At 27.6% G+C, this 18,621-nt stretch carries 20 protein-coding genes; 16 read left to right on the top strand and 4 right to left on the bottom strand.

Annotation, left to right across the window (positions count from 1 at the left end):
• The first annotated feature begins 140 nt into the window (after positions 1 to 140).
• Together QOZ93_RS09020 and nadE are read left to right on the top strand one after the other, a co-directional pair.
• On the top strand, positions 141 to 734 hold the full coding sequence (locus tag QOZ93_RS09020; protein ID WP_111940291.1) for a hypothetical protein: 594 nt from the start codon (positions 141 to 143) through the stop codon (positions 732 to 734).
• 89 nt (positions 735 to 823) lie between these two features.
• The gene (gene nadE / locus QOZ93_RS09015; protein ID WP_111940293.1) at positions 824 to 1,705 is read left to right on the top strand and encodes an NAD(+) synthase; all 882 of its coding nucleotides are present in this window, start codon (positions 824 to 826) and stop codon (positions 1,703 to 1,705) included.
• An 83-nt stretch (positions 1,706 to 1,788) separates the two neighbouring features.
• On the opposite strand, the gene QOZ93_RS09010 is transcribed toward nadE, so the two are convergent.
• Entirely contained in the window at positions 1,789 to 2,790 is a 1,002-nt protein-coding gene (locus tag QOZ93_RS09010; RefSeq protein WP_307355975.1) for a hypothetical protein, read from the bottom strand.
• Between the two features lie 224 nt (positions 2,791 to 3,014).
• The gene (gene ispF, locus QOZ93_RS09005; protein ID WP_307355974.1) at positions 3,015 to 3,482 is read right to left on the bottom strand and encodes a 2-C-methyl-D-erythritol 2,4-cyclodiphosphate synthase; all 468 of its coding nucleotides are present in this window, start codon (positions 3,480 to 3,482) and stop codon (positions 3,015 to 3,017) included.
• A gap of 323 nt (positions 3,483 to 3,805) precedes the next feature.
• On the opposite strand from ispF, the gene QOZ93_RS09000 reads away from it, so the two are divergent.
• From QOZ93_RS09000 to QOZ93_RS08970, 7 genes are all read left to right on the top strand, one after another.
• A complete protein-coding gene (locus tag QOZ93_RS09000; RefSeq protein ID WP_111940299.1) occupies positions 3,806 to 4,177 on the top strand; it encodes a GntR family transcriptional regulator in 372 nt (123 codons plus the stop codon).
• A gap of 39 nt (positions 4,178 to 4,216) precedes the next feature.
• Complete coding sequence (locus tag QOZ93_RS08995) at positions 4,217 to 5,077, top strand: ABC transporter ATP-binding protein (RefSeq protein ID WP_111940301.1); 861 nt, start codon at positions 4,217 to 4,219, stop codon at positions 5,075 to 5,077.
• A 4-nt stretch (positions 5,078 to 5,081) separates the two neighbouring features.
• Positions 5,082 to 5,684 carry an ABC-2 transporter permease gene (locus QOZ93_RS08990; RefSeq protein ID WP_307355973.1) on the top strand — a complete coding sequence of 201 codons (603 nt, stop codon included), beginning with the start codon at positions 5,082 to 5,084 and terminating at the stop codon, positions 5,682 to 5,684.
• 49 nt (positions 5,685 to 5,733) lie between these two features.
• A complete protein-coding gene (locus QOZ93_RS08985) occupies positions 5,734 to 6,411 on the top strand; it encodes an ABC-2 transporter permease (RefSeq protein ID WP_307355972.1) in 678 nt (225 codons plus the stop codon).
• A 25-nt stretch (positions 6,412 to 6,436) separates the two neighbouring features.
• Positions 6,437 to 7,159 (top strand): ABC transporter ATP-binding protein, encoded by a 723-nt coding sequence (locus tag QOZ93_RS08980; protein ID WP_307355971.1) that lies wholly within the window; start codon positions 6,437 to 6,439, stop codon positions 7,157 to 7,159.
• On the top strand, positions 7,159 to 8,337 hold the full coding sequence (locus QOZ93_RS08975; protein ID WP_422723880.1) for an ABC transporter permease: 1,179 nt from the start codon (positions 7,159 to 7,161) through the stop codon (positions 8,335 to 8,337). Before QOZ93_RS08980 ends, QOZ93_RS08975 begins: the two co-directional genes overlap by 1 nt.
• A 226-nt stretch (positions 8,338 to 8,563) precedes the next feature.
• A complete protein-coding gene (locus tag QOZ93_RS08970; protein WP_307355970.1) occupies positions 8,564 to 9,373 on the top strand; it encodes a CPBP family intramembrane glutamic endopeptidase in 810 nt (269 codons plus the stop codon).
• 203 nt (positions 9,374 to 9,576) lie between these two features.
• Here QOZ93_RS08970 and QOZ93_RS08965 read toward each other — a convergent pair whose 3' ends face one another.
• Entirely contained in the window at positions 9,577 to 9,735 is a 159-nt protein-coding gene (locus QOZ93_RS08965) for a hypothetical protein (protein WP_162630310.1), read from the bottom strand.
• A 433-nt stretch (positions 9,736 to 10,168) separates the two neighbouring features.
• On the bottom strand, positions 10,169 to 10,735 hold the full coding sequence (locus QOZ93_RS08960; protein WP_111940313.1) for an anti-sigma-I factor RsgI family protein: 567 nt from the start codon (positions 10,733 to 10,735) through the stop codon (positions 10,169 to 10,171).
• Positions 10,736 to 11,389: 654 nt separating this feature from the next.
• Between QOZ93_RS08960 and QOZ93_RS08955 the strand changes: the two genes are divergently transcribed.
• The 7 genes from QOZ93_RS08955 (at position 11,390) to QOZ93_RS08925 (ending at position 18,459) form a co-directional block, all read left to right on the top strand.
• Positions 11,390 to 12,511, top strand: coding sequence for a BMP family ABC transporter substrate-binding protein (locus tag QOZ93_RS08955; RefSeq protein ID WP_307355969.1), 1,122 nt, complete (start codon positions 11,390 to 11,392; stop codon positions 12,509 to 12,511).
• Between the two features lie 95 nt (positions 12,512 to 12,606).
• Positions 12,607 to 14,163, top strand: a complete 1,557-nt coding sequence (locus QOZ93_RS08950; protein ID WP_307355968.1) for an ABC transporter ATP-binding protein — start codon at positions 12,607 to 12,609, stop codon at positions 14,161 to 14,163.
• The gene (locus QOZ93_RS08945; protein WP_111940319.1) at positions 14,153 to 15,247 is read left to right on the top strand and encodes an ABC transporter permease; all 1,095 of its coding nucleotides are present in this window, start codon (positions 14,153 to 14,155) and stop codon (positions 15,245 to 15,247) included. Before QOZ93_RS08950 ends, QOZ93_RS08945 begins: the two co-directional genes overlap by 11 nt.
• 1 nt (position 15,248) lies before the next feature.
• On the top strand, positions 15,249 to 16,178 hold the full coding sequence (locus QOZ93_RS08940) for an ABC transporter permease (RefSeq protein WP_307355967.1): 930 nt from the start codon (positions 15,249 to 15,251) through the stop codon (positions 16,176 to 16,178).
• A gap of 12 nt (positions 16,179 to 16,190) precedes the next feature.
• Positions 16,191 to 17,129 carry a pyrimidine-specific ribonucleoside hydrolase RihA gene (gene rihA / locus QOZ93_RS08935; protein WP_307355966.1) on the top strand — a complete coding sequence of 313 codons (939 nt, stop codon included), beginning with the start codon at positions 16,191 to 16,193 and terminating at the stop codon, positions 17,127 to 17,129.
• 122 nt (positions 17,130 to 17,251) lie between these two features.
• Positions 17,252 to 18,181, top strand: coding sequence for a nucleoside hydrolase (locus QOZ93_RS08930; protein WP_307355965.1), 930 nt, complete (start codon positions 17,252 to 17,254; stop codon positions 18,179 to 18,181).
• Positions 18,182 to 18,243: 62 nt separating this feature from the next.
• Complete coding sequence (locus QOZ93_RS08925; protein WP_111940327.1) at positions 18,244 to 18,459, top strand: heavy-metal-associated domain-containing protein; 216 nt, start codon at positions 18,244 to 18,246, stop codon at positions 18,457 to 18,459.
• Positions 18,460 to 18,621 lie beyond the last annotated feature (162 nt).

Genomic DNA, 18,621 nt, shown 5'->3' with positions numbered 1-18,621 from the left:
AAGCTCAATGTATATTTTAGTATATTTTATGGTAAAAATCTATAGTATACAAATATATAATGAAATTTTAAACTTAAAGAATTTATGGTAATATACAGTATAGAGTAAATTAAGGATATAAACAATTTAGGAGGAAGTATATGAAGCGTATAAATCAATTAATAAAAGAAGGATATGAAAAATTAGGACAACAGGATGTTTGTACTGCGTGTGATATATGGTTAGACGCATGGGATGAGTTAAAAAAGCTTATAAAAGATAAAGAAATTGTTAATATAGAAGAACTAGATGATGAATTTGAGGGCTTTGAAACACTTACCAATTGGGTACAAGATTTAGAAATGGAATTAGAAAATGCAGGCATAGAAAATAAAGAATATTTTTCTAAGAGGGCTATATATTGTAGAGAGTTTTATGAACTTTTAGGTGGAACAGAAGAATTTATAGTTATGTCTATGAAACTTGCGGAGGCTGAATCAAATTTTGAAACAAATTATATAGAAGAAAGTGAAGAATTATTTAAAAATTGTACAAATAATTATAAAAGCTCTGTATGGCCATTTCTTAAATGGGGAGATGTATATTGGTTATCCTCTATCGTTAATTCTAAAAGTGAACTTTTAAATTTGGATAAAGCATTAGAGATATATAAAATGGGACTAGGTATAGATAAGCATGAAGAATATATTATTTTAGATAGAATAAGTGATGTAGAGAAATTATTAAATAAATAACATTAATTTTTCAAATCATACATAACTAATACCCATAACATATAAAGATTCATATAATAATAGGATAACATTATTATGGGGAGATTTGTATGAAGCAAAATTTACAGCAATTTATAAAAGATACTATAGAAAAGTATGGATATAAAGGTGTTGTAGTGGGAATAAGTGGAGGAATAGATTCCGCTGTAGTAGCAGCATTGTGTGTTAATGCTTTAGGCAAGGACAGGGTTTTTGGAGTTTTACTTCCAGAAAGGGATTCTTCCAAGGATACAATAAAAGATTCTATTTTAGTGTGTGAGCATTTAGGTATTTCTTATAAAAAAATTTCTATAACAAAGGCTATCAAGGCAATGAATGCATATACAATAAATTTACCTTCTTTTTTATTAACTAGTAGGATAAAAGAAAGATACGTGAGAAGAAAATTGAAAACCCTACCTAATAAAGATGCTTTTTTGGATGATTTAAGTAATAGTGGTAATAGAGAATTTCTAGCTAATATAGCATCTTACAGGGTTAAACACAGAATTAGAATGTGTTATTTGTATCTTGAAGCCGAAAGAAGAAATTATGCTGTTATAGGAACAACAAATAGAACCGAATACTTAACTGGATTTTATGTAAAGTGGGGGGATGATGCTACAGATATTGAACCTTTACTTCATTTATATAAAGTAGACGTTTATAAATTAGCTAAAGAGTTAAAGATCCCAGAGAAAATAATTTTAAAGAAACCTTCACCGGATTTAATCCCTGGAATTACTGATGAATTTGCATTAGGAATGAGTTACAGAAGTTTAGATAGAATTTTAATAAAAATAGACAAGGGAATAAGTCTTGAAAAGGAAGATTACAAAAAAGTGCAGAGAGTTAAAGAAATGATGAGGTTAGCACGAAAGAGAGAATTAAAAATGTATGATACAGAGAAATATTTAATAGAATTAACTAAGAATAATGTAAAGGCTAAATGAGGCTAATATAATAAAAAAACGTCCTAAGTTATATTAAATTTAGGACGTTTTTTTATAGAGATTTTAATTTATATTAAGTATTTTTAGCGAAGAATTTCTCTTAAATTATCTAATATATAATCTTCTACTTTGTTATTTAATGAATAATTACTTGTTTGTAAAATGTCCATAAGTCCTTTTATTAAATCTTTTAATTTCCCGTCTTTATTTGAGTAAATTAAGGATTCATATCTTTCTCTAAGTTCAGGCAAAAGAATGTTATTTTTATCATAGGTTCTGAATTTATCTGATCCTAAAGTATATAATTTTATATAATTACAATAAGTATCCTTAGTTTCTTCAAGATTAAAAGAATTTGGGTTCTGCTTTATATAATTTTCAAATTGTAAAATAATATCTTCAATTTTAAAAAAGTCTATGATTTGTGTATAATTAAGGGAAAGCTTAAGAAGTTGTTCCTTAGTCATTAATTCAAAGTAAGATTTAGTTCCCAAGGAAAGTGATTTAGAAAATCTATCTATATAATATGAAAAATTTATTAAAGGTATAAAATTATATCCATCATAAATAATTTTGTATCCACTTTGATATAATTCTTTAATATAATCTTTAAGCGAAGATTTTTCTATAGATTTTATCTTTTCTAAATTTACTTCTTTAATTGATTGTACACTTGTGCCGATTGATCCATCATCTTTAATATAAGAAAGTAATATACTTTTATTATCTGAGGAATTTAAAAATTTTTGTATATATGTTATTTTTGGTTTTTGATACTGTATGTAAGAATATATTAATTTACAAGAGTTTGATTTAGAAAAAGAGTTTATATTATTCTCTATAAAATTTATAAGTTGTATATTTTTTATTTGTTCATTTTGCATATGTTCAAATTTATATAAAATCTTTTTCTCTTCATCACTTATAGAAACCATAGAGGTTTCTTCATCTGTATTAGTGTAGGTATTAAAAGAAAGCGAAAAAATTTTTCCTAAAATCCATTGAACGCAGTATAAAATACATATAGAAACTAAAATGATTAGTATCATTTTAATAGTATTTTTTTTCTTTTTAGATATTTTCATAAAAACCTCCGTATTTTCCCTAAAATAAAAAAATATAATAAAACACAATCTTAGACTAATAAAATATAGTTTTTAAGATCATGTTTTATTATAATAAAAATTAGTAGGGATAGGGTTAATATTCTATATCTATAATTGAATTATACACTATATTAATTTACAAGTAGTTACAATACAATTACAGTTAAGGGTATAAATTAACCCTTTTTATAGAATATTAAATGCTATTCTAAAAGGCTTATGCATTGAGCAGATATTCCTTTGCCTTCCCCAGTAAAACCTAGCCCTTCTTCAGTTGTTGCTTTAACATTGATCTTATCTATATCTATATTTAATGCAGTAGATATGTTTTGTCTCATTATAGTAATATGAGATGCCATTTTAGGTTTTTGAGCTATTATAGTGGCATCTATGTTACCAATTTTATAGCCTTTATTGGTTATTAATGTTCCAACATGTTCTAGTAAAATTAAGCTACTAATTCCTTTGTATTTCTTATCAGTATCAGGAAAATGGGTTCCTATATCACCTAAGGCAGCGGCCCCTAAAAGGCTATCGCAGATAGCATGTAAGAGAACGTCAGCATCAGAATGGCCAAGTAGACCCTTTTCATAAGGGATATTAACACCACCCAAAATAAGATCTCTATTTTCTACAAGTTTATGAACATCGTATCCCATGCCAATTCGCATAAAATAGTACCTCCTATGTTAACAAAGTATTATTAAATTATTATGACAAATAAAAGTATACCATATACAGATATAGAATAAAATTTTAATTATTAAAAATTAAATTGTATAAAAGATAGTTTTTGAAGAATACACTTTATGATTGTTTATGATTTATCTAAATGAGAATAAATTATCTTTAATCTAAGTAAATAGAATTTTAGAAAAAATTATAAACTTTTTATTGACTATTTCATGAAATGTGCATATACTGTGTATATACTATATATACAATATATACAAAATATACACAGTAAATAAATATATTAAAGAGGAGGAAAAAAATGAATGTAATTATTTCCAATTCCTCGGATAGTCCTATTTATGAACAAATAGTTAGTCAGATAAAAGGGCAAATAATTCAAGGACAATTAAAAGCAGGAGAGGCTTTACCTTCTATAAGAAATCTTGCTAAAGAGTTAAATATAAGTGTTATTACAACAAAGAGAGCATATGAGGAGTTAGAAAAAGAAGGATTTATAGAAACTATAAGGGGAAAAGGGAGTTATGTATCCTCTCAAAATAAAGAATTTATAAGGGAGCAAAAGATGAAGGAGATAGAGTTAAAGTTAGTCGAAATAATTAAAGAAAGTAAAATGTTAGGGTTAAATAAAGAAGAGCTTTTTGAAATTCTTAAACTATTATACGAAGAGTAGTTAATGTTTATATAAATCTGAAAAAGGGGGTTGTATAGAGTGGATAATATTATAGAAGTAAAGAATCTCTGTAAGAATTACAAGGATTTTAAATTAGATAATGTTAGTTTTTCTTTGGAAAGAGGATATGTTATGGGGTTTATAGGGACTAATGGAGCAGGAAAGAGTACTACTATAAAAGCTATGATGAATCTTATAAAAAGAAATAGTGGAGATATTAAACTTTTTGGACTAGACAACATAAAAGATGAAGTACAAATTAAAGATAAGATAGGTTTTGTTTATGATGAAAATTTTTATTGTGAAGAATTAAATATAGAAAATATGAAAGCATTAGTTAAGCCCTTTTATTCTAAATGGAATGAGGATACTTTTAAAAAATATTTAAAGTTATTTGATTTAGATCCAAAGAAAAAAATAAGAAAGCTTTCTAAGGGAATGAAAACAAAGTTTTCTTTGGCTATTGCCTTATCCCATGAAGCTGAATTAATAATAATGGATGAACCAACAGCAGGACTAGATCCAGTTTTTAGAAGAGAAATATTAGAAATTCTTCATGATTTAATAGAAGATGAAAATAAAGGAATATTTTTTTCAACTCATATAACTAGTGATTTAGAAAAAATAGCAGATTATATAACATTTATTGAGAATGGTAAAATAGTTTTTTCTAAGTCTAAAGAAGAGATTGATGATAATTATTGTATGGTTAGGGGAAATAAAGGAGATATTCATAGGTTGGACAAAAGTCTGTTAATAGGATATAAAGAAAATGCTTTTGGTTTTGAAGCTTTAACAAAGAAAAAGAGAGTTGTAAATGAGCTTTTGGGAAATTCAGTTATTATAGAAAAAGCAAGTTTAGAAGACATTATGGTGAATTATACTAGGGAAGTGAGGTAAGATCATGATTCTTAAGTATATACAATTTCATTATAACTTTTTTCTAAAAAGTATTAAAATATGGAGTATAATGTTAGTAGTTTTATTCTTTTTGTTTTTAAAACTTCCTATGGATGCAATAATAAGCTTGCTTGAAATGATTTTATTTTTCGTATTAAGCATACCAGTGTATCAAGATAATAGTAAATTTAAGGGCCAAACAATGTTTGGTATATTACCCATAAAGAGAAAAGATATTATACTTGGACAATATATAATTCCATTAATAAATATGGCTATATTTATAGGTGTATATGCTTTAGTATATATAGCTTTAGGAAAACAAAAAAATGTTTTAAATAATGGACATCTTGAAATTGTGTTAATAGTAAGTATGATAAATATAAGCTTGTTACTTCCATTATATGCAAGTAGTATAAGTTTTACTGTAAAAGTAGGTTTTCAATCCATACTTATAGGAATTTTATCAGGGGGTTTTTATAAAATTAAAAGCCTTGAGGGAGTTCTTTTAAATCATTTTAATATGCTTGTTTTAACAATTTGTGTAATATATAGTATATCTTATATATGTTCTCGCTATATCTTTAATAATAGGGAATTTCATTAACTTATAAAGGTGCATATTAAAATACATAAATAATATGGAGGGGAACTTGATGGAAAGTGAAGTAAAAAAATTAATTAAAATGGAATTGTTGATGATGTATAAATATAAAAGATATATTTTTTTATTATTACTTTTTTTAGTAGGACCATCAATAATGTGTTTTATGGGAAAAGGAGATGCATCAATCTTTATAGGATATTGGATTGCTCAATTTACTATGTTGTGGATAGTTGCGTTGTCTACTATTTATATTAAAAATAATTTTATTAACATAATAGAAAGTTTGCCTATAACAAGACTGAATAGAATAAAGGCTAAATATATACTGGCTACAATTATTAGTTTAAGTTTTATAGTAATAAGTATAATATTTTTAATAATAAGTGAAATTTATAGTGTTGGTAGTGTAAATATAAAGTTCATTATGAACATAGTTTTTTGTGGAATCAGTGCCTCGTTTATAATTTTAACTATCTTGATACCTATACAGTTTATATTAAAAAAGAATAAACTAAGTATTGCTAATTCTTTTATAATTTTTATTGTGATTTTTTTTGCAGGAATAGGTAGTAGTTTTTTTGAAAATATAATAAATAAATTGACAAGTTCATTACAAGGGAATGGTAATCCTTTATTAGTTTTAGGAATGATAGCATTAATAAGTATTTTAGTTTATTATTTGTCTTATGTTATATGTAAAGTATTCGTTAATAAAATAGACTTATAATTTCTATATAAAAGGAGTGAGGGGTATGATAAAAGTAAATGATTTAAAAAAATCCTTTAAAAAAGTTGACGCTGTAAAGGGAATTTCATTTGAAGTCAATAACGGAGAGATTGTTGGATTATTAGGAGAAAATGGTGCAGGTAAAACAACGACTTTAAGAATGCTTGCTACTATGATTAAACCTACAGGGGGAGATGCTACTATTAATGGAAATAGTATAATCAAAGATTCCTCAAAAGTCAGAGGTGACATAGGAATACTCTTTGGTGGAGATGTTGGTTTATATGATAGGTTGACAGCAAAAGAAAATATAGAGTATTTTGCAGAGCTTAATGGTATGGATAAAAAAAGTCGTGAAGAAAGTATCAAAAATCTAACTGAAATCTTTGACATGGGTGAATATATCAATAGAAGAGTAGGTAAATTTTCAAGGGGGATGAAACAAAAGGTGTCAATATCTCGTTCTATAGTTCATAATCCTTCTGTTATGTTATTTGATGAGCCAACAACAGGACTTGATGTTACTTCTTCAAAAATAGTTCAAGACTTCATTCTAAGATGTAAAAAGCAGAATAAAGCAATTTTATTTTCAAGTCATAGTATGCAAGAAGTTGAAAGACTATGTGATAGAGTAATTATAATCCATAAAGGTGAAATAGTTGAAGAGGGTACCATTGAAGGATTAAAAGAAAAATATAAAGAAAATGATATGGAAGAGATATTTATGAGATTGGTAGGTGGAAAATAATGAATATAACATCTATAGTATTTAAAAAAGAGTTAAAGGATTTATTTAGAGATAAGAAAACGTTAATAGTATCTATACTTATACCACTTTTATTATATCCTGTTATCTTTGGAATAATGGGAAAAGGTATGGATAGTCAAGTTAAAGATGTACAAAAGAATATGAAAATCGCTTTAATAGATAAAGAAAATAGTAAATTAGGTCAGTTCATAAAATCTCAAAAAAATATAGAGGTAGTAAAGCAAGAAAATGGAGAAGCCGAACTTAAAGATGGTAAATTACTTTTGTCATTAGAAATTCCAGCCAATGTGGATAAAGATATTGAAAGTGAAAAACCAACGAATATAAATATACTTTATGATAATACAAGTGGTAAATCTAATACTGCTATGCAAGCAATAAATTCATGTATAGAACAGTATTCAAAAACTGTAGTTGGAGAAAGATTAAGCAAAAGAAAAATAAATAATTCTATTTTAACACCAGTAAATGTTGTAACTAAGACTATAGATAAAGATGGTGATGGCATGGGTAAATTTATGTTATCTATGATGTTACCAATGATGCTTATAATTTTTGCGGCATCAGGACCTATTGCGGCAGCTACGGATTTAGGGGCAGGAGAAAAAGAAAGAGGTACATTAGAACCGTTATTAACTACACAAGCTAGTAGAATGTCTTTACTTTGGGGTAAATTTTTAGCAATTACAGTAATGGGTATATTAACTACCTTAGCTTTCTTAGGTGGATTGATCATTTCTATGAAGATGTCCCCAAATATGTTTGCGGGAATGAAAGGTGGTTTTGGATTATCACCTTTAGCATTTGCATTAATGGGAGTTCTAACAGTAGCACTTACAATGGTATTTGGTTCATTGGCATTAGCAATTAGTATATATGCAAGATCATTTAAGGAAGCGCAAACTTATTTAACACCATTAACAATGGTAGGATTTATAGGATTTGCATCTTATATGATAGATCCTAAGAATGTATCAATGCTAACATTAAATATACCAATATATAATGTTACTGTTATTTTAAAGGAACTTACAGTAGGAGTTTATAATTATACACATATTGCAATAGTATTAGCATGGATAGTAGTGTATATATTAGCGTCTATATTCTTTGCAAGATATATGTTTAGTAAAGAATCAGCAATATTTAGAAGTTAAGGTTTAAGTACTATATTTATAACTTATGAAAAAAATATAATATTTTAGCATACGAAAACAACGTAAATGATTAAAGAATCTAATAAATAATTTTTAGTTATTGTTTTAGTCTTTAATAAACTTACGTTGTTTTTGTTTACTTATAATGTTATCAATTAAGGTTTTAATTTTTAAATAAGTTGATGATTAATTTGTATAATGTTTATTAATTAAGGGGGAAATAAATATGGAGGAAAATAATGCTTTATTAAAAGAAGAGGGATTTACAATAAAAGAGAGTGCCTTTTGTATGTTAAAATTTTTTTTACTTTCAACTCTAATATCTTTTGTAGGTATAATATTTATTAAAGGAGTAAATGGAGATAATAATCAAGTAGCTTTAAAACATGTGATAATAATTTTATGCAATGTTACAACGTATGTTATTTTTTTAAAGAAATATTATAAAAATGATTGTGAAACTAAAAGAAGATTTACAAATTCTCTAAATGGTATAGGGTATATACTAATAATTTTTTTATGGCTTGGATATGTGGTTACATATTCAAATAGTTTAGGAATTTTGATTTATAAACTATTTAAAGATGCTACTCTACCTGAATTATTACAGGAAATTAGTGAATATCCTATAATATGTTTTTTGAGTGCAAGTATAGTTGCTCCTGTATTCGAAGAAATGTTATTTAGAGGAGTAATTTTAGACAAGCTTTTAATAAAAAATAAACCTGTAATAGCTGTAGGTGTATCTTCCTTAATTTTTGGAATAATGCATTTTAATGTAGTACAAAGTACTAATGGAGTTTTTCTAGGTATAATTTTAGGAATGATATATTGTAAAAGTAAATCTTTATTACCATGTATACTTGTGCATTTTGTTAATAATACATTTTGTATGTTAGAAAACTATATACCTGAAGGTGCATTTAATGTAGTAGATGGTGGTTTTAATGTAATTGCATTAATAATTGGTTTATTAATTTTAATAGGATGCTTTTATATTTTTAAACATAAGGAATATTTAATTAGTAAAAATTGAAGTGGTAACTTGGAAAGATAAATTGTATGGTGATATGCATATTAAAAGTTAAAGAAAGTTGTATAGGCAATAATATTACTTATAAAAAGGAGCTATGTTACAAATTGGTGATTAAGTATAGGGTATATAACTATCTATAATCACCAAACTTGTTTAACATAGCTTTTTAGTCTAAGATATAACTAATTTTAGAGGATACCTTTTTAATATATTTGTTTTTGTTTATGTTTTGTGTTTTTATGAAAGTTTTGTTTTACATGAAAAAATGAAAATATATGTTCTTTTAAAATATAAGTAGATTTTTTTATCTTACGTTTAAATTTTGATTGTTTAAAATTTACATGAATAATTTTCCCTTTCATTATATTATCCCCCTTTAAATAACCACATTCTAAATAGAATAAATAAAATTTATTTTAAATATAATAAAAATAGTCAAAGTAAATTATAAGACATATATGCATATATATTATAACACTATGCATTCAAAATATTTAGAAAAGTTATGAAAAACTTCAAAAAGAATTAAAAAACTTTAAAAAGAGAATAAATCAAAATAAAGGTTGTCCACATGTTATCCACAAAACTGTGGATAATGTGGATAATTAAAAGCATTTATTAAAATTTAAAAGGAAATAAAAGTAATAAAAGGATAATTAAAGTTAAAAATTAGTTCTAAATTTAAAAAAATATATATAAAGCTAAAAAAACTGTGGATTATTGATTATTATCCACAGTTTTTTTGAAACATTAACAATTTAATCACAGAAAATGTATTTATATAACAAAAATAAGTTATCTTATAGTTCCATTTCCATAATTGTTTGTGTTTAATGTCAAATCTAAATTTTTATATAAGGTTTCGAATTCCTTTAGTTGCAAAATATCTTTTTCAGATCCTTTTAATATAAAAACGGTAACAGTATTATCTTCATGTGTATTAGTTAAGTATTTTTTTTCTATAGTAGATTTTAATAAACAACAAAGACCTTTATCTAATGAAGTATATTTTATCTTTAAATTTTTTAGAACTTCTCTACCCTTAGAGTTATTTCCTTCTATGTTTGTTATTATACCTAAATCATTAACAGTTAGTTTAAAGGAAGAATTCATATCTATAATAAAACTAGAGCTAACTTTAAAAAATCTAAAGCCTTGAATACTTAAAAATAAAATAATAACAAAAACTAATGAAATTATAACTTTTTTAAAAAAAGGTGTTTTTGAATATAATTCACCAGCATATACATGTCCTTTTACTGGTTTAACGGAATTCCTTCTTAATATACAGAATTCATTATCTTTAGTAACTATAAATACCTTATTTTTTTCTATGTTTAAAACCTTACCGACTTTTTTCATATAAATCATCACCCGATTCTAAGACTTTAAGTATATGATAAAAAAGTATGTAATATTTTTCAAGATATTTCTTAAGGTTTTATAAGAAAAAAGGCTTTTTTCTATAAAAATAATTATCTATTATGGAATTGGCATTAAAAAAATATAATAATAGTTTAAAAATGTTAGTCTAAACAAGAAATGTGATATACAAATTGTTTTTAGTATAGCACACTGCTGAAGATGTGTGTTTTTAACGTTCCCGCTATGGTCTAAAATGTACCCGCTATAAAATAGAAAAACAAGAAAAAATATTTAGAAATTTAAATAAAATACTTGCAAAGACTTTAAAATAGCGGATATTTTACAATTTAAAATAAATAATTTTCAAAATTCAAAAAATGAGGTTTTTAGAAAGTATGTGATAAAATATAAATAAAGTAATGATGTTTTGTGTATTAATTATTTAACAGTATAGTACAAATAAAAAAATAAAAGGCGATTATATTAAATTATCTAGTAATTACTCAATAATACAACAGAATTCTGCAAAAAAATTAAAACTACTTTAAAAATTCTGATGCTTTGTATATAATAATGTTAAGTTAACCGTTTCATTATTAAGACAAGTCTTAATAATGAAAAAATACATTTAACTTTAGGAGGAATAAAATAATGAAAAAGTTTTTAACTTATTTATTAGCTCTAGTAATGACATTTTCATTAGTGTTAACTGGATGCGGTAGTAGTAAGGAAGAAGCAGCAAGTTCTAAAGATCCAGCAGGAGATAAAAAATTAAAAATCGCGTGTCTACTTAATGGTAATTTAGGAGATAAGTCATTCTTTGACTCTGCTAACAAAGGTATGGAACAAATCAAAGAAAAATTTGGATATGAAACAAAAACAATTGAAATGGGATTTGACCAAAGTAAATGGCTTCCATCATTAGAAGATGTTTCAGAACAAGATTATGATGTTATTGTTGTTGGTACTTGGCAAATGAAAGAGTACTTAGAAGAAGTAGCTCCTAAGTACCCAGAGAAAAAGTACATAATATTTGATGCTAGCGTTGATTATTCAAAAGGTGACTTAAAAAATGTTTACTCTATAGAATATAAACAAAATGAAGCATCATTTATAGCAGGTGCATTAGCTACTAGAATTACAACTTCAAAAATGCCTTTAGCTAACCCAGAAAAGAAAATCGGATTCTTAGGTGGTATGGATACTCCAGTTATTAACGACTTTTTAGTAGGATATATTAAAGGTGCACAATATATAGATAAAGATGCAAAAGTTGCGGTTTCTTATATAGGAACTTTTGATGACTCAGCAAAAGCTAAAGAATTAGCATTAGCTCAATATAACCAAGGTGTTGATATCGGATTCAACGTTGCTGGACAAGCAGGACTAGGACAATTAGATGCTGCTAAAGAAGCTAAAAAATATGCAATTGGTGTTGATTCAGACCAAGCAATGTTATTTAAAGATAAGGATCAAGCTAAATCAAATTTAATACCAACTTCAGTTTTAAAAAGAGTTGATAATACTTTAGTTAGAGCTATGGAGTTAAATAAAGAAGGAAAATTAAAACTTGGTGAAAAAGAAGTTTTAGGACTTAAAGATAAAGCTATGGAAATAGTTAAAAATGAATACTATAATAAGTTAGTTTCAGATGATGTTAAGAAAGAAATGGATACAATAGAACAAAAAATTGCAAGTGGTGAAATGAAAGTTGATTCAGCATTTGGTATGTCTACAGATGAATTAAACAAATTAAGAAATTCTGTTAAATAGTATTTAAAAACTAAAAAGGGTACATTTAATTAATGAAAATTAAAAATGTACCCTTTATCTAATAATTTATTGAGATAGGGTGGAGTGAGAGTTACATGGGAAAAGAATTGTTGGAAATGAAAAATATAACCAAGGTTTATCCCAATGGTATCGTTGCTAATAGCGGAATTAATTTTTCTGTTACAGAAGGAGAAATTCATGCCTTAATGGGAGAAAATGGGGCAGGAAAGTCAACTTTGATGAAAATATTATTCGGTATTGAGCAAGCAGAAGAGGGAGATATATTTTTAAGAGGCGAAAAAATTAATATTACTTCTCCAAATGCAGCTATTAAATATGGTATTGGTATGGTACACCAACATTTTATGTTAGTTCCATCCTTAACTGTAGCTGAAAATATGGTTCTTGGAGCTGAGCCTAAAAAGGGTATTTCGATAGATTTGGAAACGGCTATTAAAAGAACTGAGGAGTTATCTGAAAAATACAATCTTCATGTTGATCCAAGGGCTAAGGTTGAAGATCTTCCAGTTGGAATGAAACAAAAAGTTGAAATTTTAAAGGCACTTTTAAGAGGCGCAAAAATTTTAATTCTTGATGAGCCAACAGCAGTTTTAACACCACAAGAAACACAAGAATTATTTGAAGAATTAATTAACCTAAAAAAACAAGGTCATACTATGATCTTTATATCTCACAAATTAAAAGAAATAAAGCAAATTTGTGATAGAATCTCAATCATGAGAAATGGTAAATTCATGGGAGTGCATGATGTTTCTAAAATATCAGAACAAGATATATCTAGATTGATGGTAGGAAGAGATGTAGTACTAAAAGTTGATAAGAAAAAGGCAGAGCCTAAAGAGTCAGTTTTACAAGTTAGAGATTTAGGATATTATGATGAAACAGGTAAAAAGATAGTAAAAAATATTTCGTTAAGTGTTCGTAAGGGAGAAATTGTTGGAGTTGCTGGAGTTGAGGGCAATGGACAAATGGAATTAGTTGAAATTATTACAGGTATGAAGAAGCTTCATGAAGGATCTGTAAATATGGATGGTAATGATATTAGCAAATTAAATATAAAACAAATTCGTAATCTTGGAACATCCCATATTCCTGAAGACAGAATGACATACGGTGTAGCAGGAAATGTTAGCATAGAACAAAATCTTATTTCAGATAAATATGATTCTAAAGAATTAAATGGTAAGTTTTTACTTAAGATGAGTAAAATAAAAGAATTAGCAGAAAAGCTTGTTAAGGATTATAAGATAAAATGTAATTCACCATATCAAGGTGTTGGAAGATTATCAGGTGGTAACATTCAAAAAGTTGTTGTCGCAAGAGAGTTTTCTTCTAATCCTAAACTAATTGTTGCAGACCAACCAACTAGAGGTGTAGACGTCGGAGCAATAGAATTTATAAGAAAAAAATTGGTTGAACTAAGAGATGAAGAAAAAGGAATTTTATTAGTTTCAGCAGATTTAAATGAAGTATTAGAACTAAGTGACAGTTTAATTGTAATGTATGGTGGAGAAATTACTGCATATTTTGAAGATGCTTCTAAAGTAACAGAAGAGGAGCTTGGATTTTATATGCTAGGTGTTAAAAAGCAATCTCCAGAGGAAATTAGGAGGGCTATATATGAAAAATAAAAATATGATGTATGAGGTAATAAGAACCCTAGTCGCTATAGGATTATCTCTACTATTGGCTTTTATAATTATATTTAGCGTAAGTAAAGAACCAATGACTGCAATTAATGCATTCTTGGTAGGACCGCTTAAAACAATAAGACATTTTGGTAACGTAATAGAGATGGCTATTCCATTAATATTTACAGGATTAGCAGTAAGTATTATGTATCAAGCTAAACAATTTAATCTTGGAGCAGAAGGTGCATTTTTTATTGGTGGTATAGCAGCGTCATATATAGCAATCAAGGTTGCATTGCCAGCTGGTATTCATCCAATAGTAGCTATTTTAATTGGTGGTGTAACAGGTGCAATTGCAGGTGCCATACCGGCTATATTAAAAGCAAAATATCAGGCGACTGAATTAGTATCATCATTAATGCTTAACTATATCTTCCTTTATTTAGGAATGTTTATAATAAATAATGTTCTAAGAGATCCAGATGCAGGAGCAATGGTTTCATTAAAATTCCACAGAACTGCAGAATTAGCTTCAGGACTTATACCAAAAACGAGAGTACATACAGGATTAATAATAGTAGTTGCTATGATTATCTTAACTTATTTCTTTATTTATAGAACTAAGTGGGGATATGAAATTAGAATGACAGGTGAAAATGAGAGATTCGCTCATTATTCAGGAATAAATACATTTAAAGTAATAATATTATCACAAATAATTGGTGGAGCTATTGCAGGTATTGGTGGAGCTACAGAGGTATTAGGAATGTATTCAAGATTCCAATGGCAATCATTACCGGGATATGGTTGGGATGGTATTATAGTTGCAATTTTAGCTAGGAACAATCCACTGTTAGTACCAATTGGAGCAATATTCTTAGCTTATTTAAGAGTAGGTGCTGATTTAATGTCTAGAATGACAGATGTTCAATCAGAAGTTATATCAATTATTCAAGGTGTAATGATTATGCTTATAGCTGCAGAAAGTTTCTTATCTTATTGGAAACAAAAAAGAACATTTAAAGATGCTACAAGTGTAGCAAATAATACAGAAACTACAACTGGAACAAAGGGGGAAAACTAAGATGCAAGAATTTTTTAATATAGTATTTTCAGTTGGTTTTGGATATTCCATCTTAAGAGTTACTACCCCAATATTATTTGCAGCATTAGGTGCATTAATATCAGATAAGGCAGGAGTTATTAATATAGCTCTTGAAGGTATAATGCTTATTTCAGCTTTAATAGGCGTTATTGTGAGCGCAGGGACAGGCAGTGTATGGATTGGTTTATTAGCAGCTGTTATAATAGGGGGAATAATAGGTATTGTTATGGCTTATTTCTCTCTAAATTTAAAATCAGATATTATATTAACAGGTATAGCTATAAACTTAATGGCTGCAGGAGGAACAATCTTCTTATTATATATAGTTGCGCAAGATAAAGGAATATCAACATCGCTAAAGAGTGGTGTATTACCTAAGATAGTAATACCTATAATTAATAAAATACCAGTAATAGGACCAATTTTATCAGGACATAATGTTCTTACATATATAGGATTAATAGCTGTTGGCTTAGTTTCATATTTTCTATATAAGACACCTTTAGGATTAAGAATAAGATCAGTTGGTGAAAATGAAAATGCAGCAGCTTCAGTCGGCGTAAATGTAATTAAAATAAAATATATAGCTCTTGCTATAAGTGGAATGCTTGCAGGATTTGGTGGAGCTTATATGTCAATGGGATATGTATCATGGTTTTCTAAGAATATGACTGCAGGTAGAGGATTTATCGCCTTAGCAGCAGAGGCCATGGGTGGAGCAACACCGATCGGAACTTTTTTAACATCTTTATTATTTGGTTGTGCAGATGCACTTTCAAATTCTTTACAATCTATGAAGATACCAACAGAACTTGTACAAATGATACCTTATATAGCTACAATAATCGGACTTGTAGTATATGCTAGAAAAAAATCTAAAAAAGTAAAGAAGTTAAAGAAAGAAAATTAGGGGGAAGAACTTATGAAGAAAATTCCTGTTATCATGGATTGCGATCCAGGACATGATGATGCCATTGCATTAATGTTGGCTTTAGGAAATGAAAAAATCGATGTAAAAGCAGTAACAACATCAGCTGGAAATCAAACACCAGAAAAAACTTTAAACAATGCATTAAGGGTTTTAAGTTTTTTAGGTAGAGATGACATAGAGGTTGCACAAGGGGCACTAAAACCTTTAATGAGGGATTTAATTATAGCACCAGAGGTTCATGGAGATAGTGGACTAGATGGACCATATATACCAGAGCCAAGTTTTAAGGCTAGTGAGCGTAGAGCTGTAGATGTAATTGCAGATGTTTTAAGAAATAGTGAAGAAAAGGTGACTTTGATTCCTACAGGACCTTTAACTAATATAGCTACATTTTTATTAACATATCCAGAGTTAAGAGATAAAATAGAAAGAATATCTCTTATGGGTGGTGCAGCAGATGGGGGTAACTGGACTCCAGCAGCTGAATTTAATATACTTGTTGATCCGGAAGCAGCAGATGTAGTATTTAAATCAGGGGTACCAATTGTAATGTGTGGATTAGATGTTACACATAAGGCTCAGGTTTATGATGAAGATATAGAGAAGTTTAGAGGTTTAAGTAATGCTACAGGTAAGTTAGTTGCTGAATTACTAGATTTCTTTGCAATTTTTCATAAAGACGAAAGATTCGGTTTTAAAGGGGCGCCATTACATGATCCATGTGCAGTAGCTTATGTTATAGATCCAAGCATTATAGAGACTAAAAAGTGTCATGTAGAAATAGAGACAAAAGGTGAATTTACCTTAGGGGCTACAGTTGTTGATTATAATGACATTTCAAAGAAAGAGAAAAATGCGGACGTTGCATTTAATATCGATAGAGAAAAATTTATTCAAATGATATATGATGCGGTTAAAAACTTAAGATAATACTGAACATATTGGGATATAAAAGTTTTATATAAATAAAAGGCGGCTTAATTAAAAAGTCGCCTTTTTTGAAAATAAATAAGACTAGGTTCATTAAAAAAACATAAAGAGGTGTAATTAAAATGAATAAAAGAAAGCCAATAATAATAGATTGTGATCCAGGTACAGATGATACTATCGCTATAATGATGGGATTAGTTTGTGATAAATTAGATGTACGAGCTATAACAACAGTTTCAGGAAATCAAACAATTGAAAAGGTTTCTAATAATGCTTTAAGATTAGTAAGTTTTTTAGGAAAAGATGTTAAGGTTGCTAGAGGATCTATAAGACCAATGCAAAGAGAGATATTCTTAGCAGACTTTGTTCATGGTGAGTCAGGAATAGGAAATACAGTATTACCTGAAACAGATAAGAAGTTCTATGAAAAGAACGCTGTAGATACTATATATGAAGAAGCAATGGCTTGCAATGGTGAATTAGAGATTGTAGCTATAGGTCCTTTAACTAACATAGCTACATTATTATTAAGATATCCAGATGTAAAAGAAAAGATAAAAAGATTAGTAATAATGGGCGGTGCAATAAATGGTGGAAATGATACACCATCAGCAGAGTTCAATATTTATGCCGATCCAGAAGCTGCTAGAATAGTATTTGAGGCAGGTTTAAACTTAGTCATGGTAGGGTTAGATGCTACTCATCAAGCTAAATTATATGAAGATGAAATAAGAGAAATTGAACAATATGGTGAAAAGGGGAAAATTGCCGCGGAAATATTCGACTTTGTAAAACCATTCTATGCTAATTGTGGTTTTGACGGCATAATAATGCATGATCCATGTGCTTTATCATATGTTATTGATGAATCTATAGTAAAAACAAAGAAATATCATGTAGATATAGAAACTCAAGGGGAAATAACAAGAGGAAAGACAGTTGTTGACATATATAGTGTTTCTGGAAAACAATGTAATGCAGAGGTAGCAGTAGAAGTTGATAGGGATAAATTCTCTAAGTTGGTAAAAGAGTCTATAAAGAAGTATAATTAAACTATAATAGATTTTCATTCTTTATTTATAATAATGTAAAAAAGTTATAAAGGAGTGTTAATATGAAAAAAATAGTTCTAATTGATGGTATGAGTTGTGACCATTGTGTTAAACGTGTTACAAATGCACTTTCACAAATTAGTGGTACATCAGATGTACAAGTTAAGTTAAGTCAAAATCTAGCTGAATTTAGTACTGATGGAAGTGTGACAGATGAAATAATAAAAAATGAGATAGAAGATTTAGGATTTGATGTTAGGGAAATAAAAACCTTATAATTTTACAAGATAATTTTATCTGTTAAAAGGAGTTATGGTTTATTGAAAAATATAAACTGTAACTCCTTTTATTTCTACGTACTATAAATAAAAAATATACAACAAAAATAGTTTTAAATGTTAAAATATATATTATAAGTATATAATAAGTATAATTAACTA

Origin of the sequence: Hathewaya limosa, from assembly GCF_030815255.1 — a bacterium.
Lineage (GTDB): Bacteria > Bacillota > Clostridia > Clostridiales > Clostridiaceae > Hathewaya > Hathewaya limosa.
The sequence above is the reverse complement of the archived record's forward strand: the minus strand, read 5'-3'. Positions and strand labels throughout refer to the sequence as shown.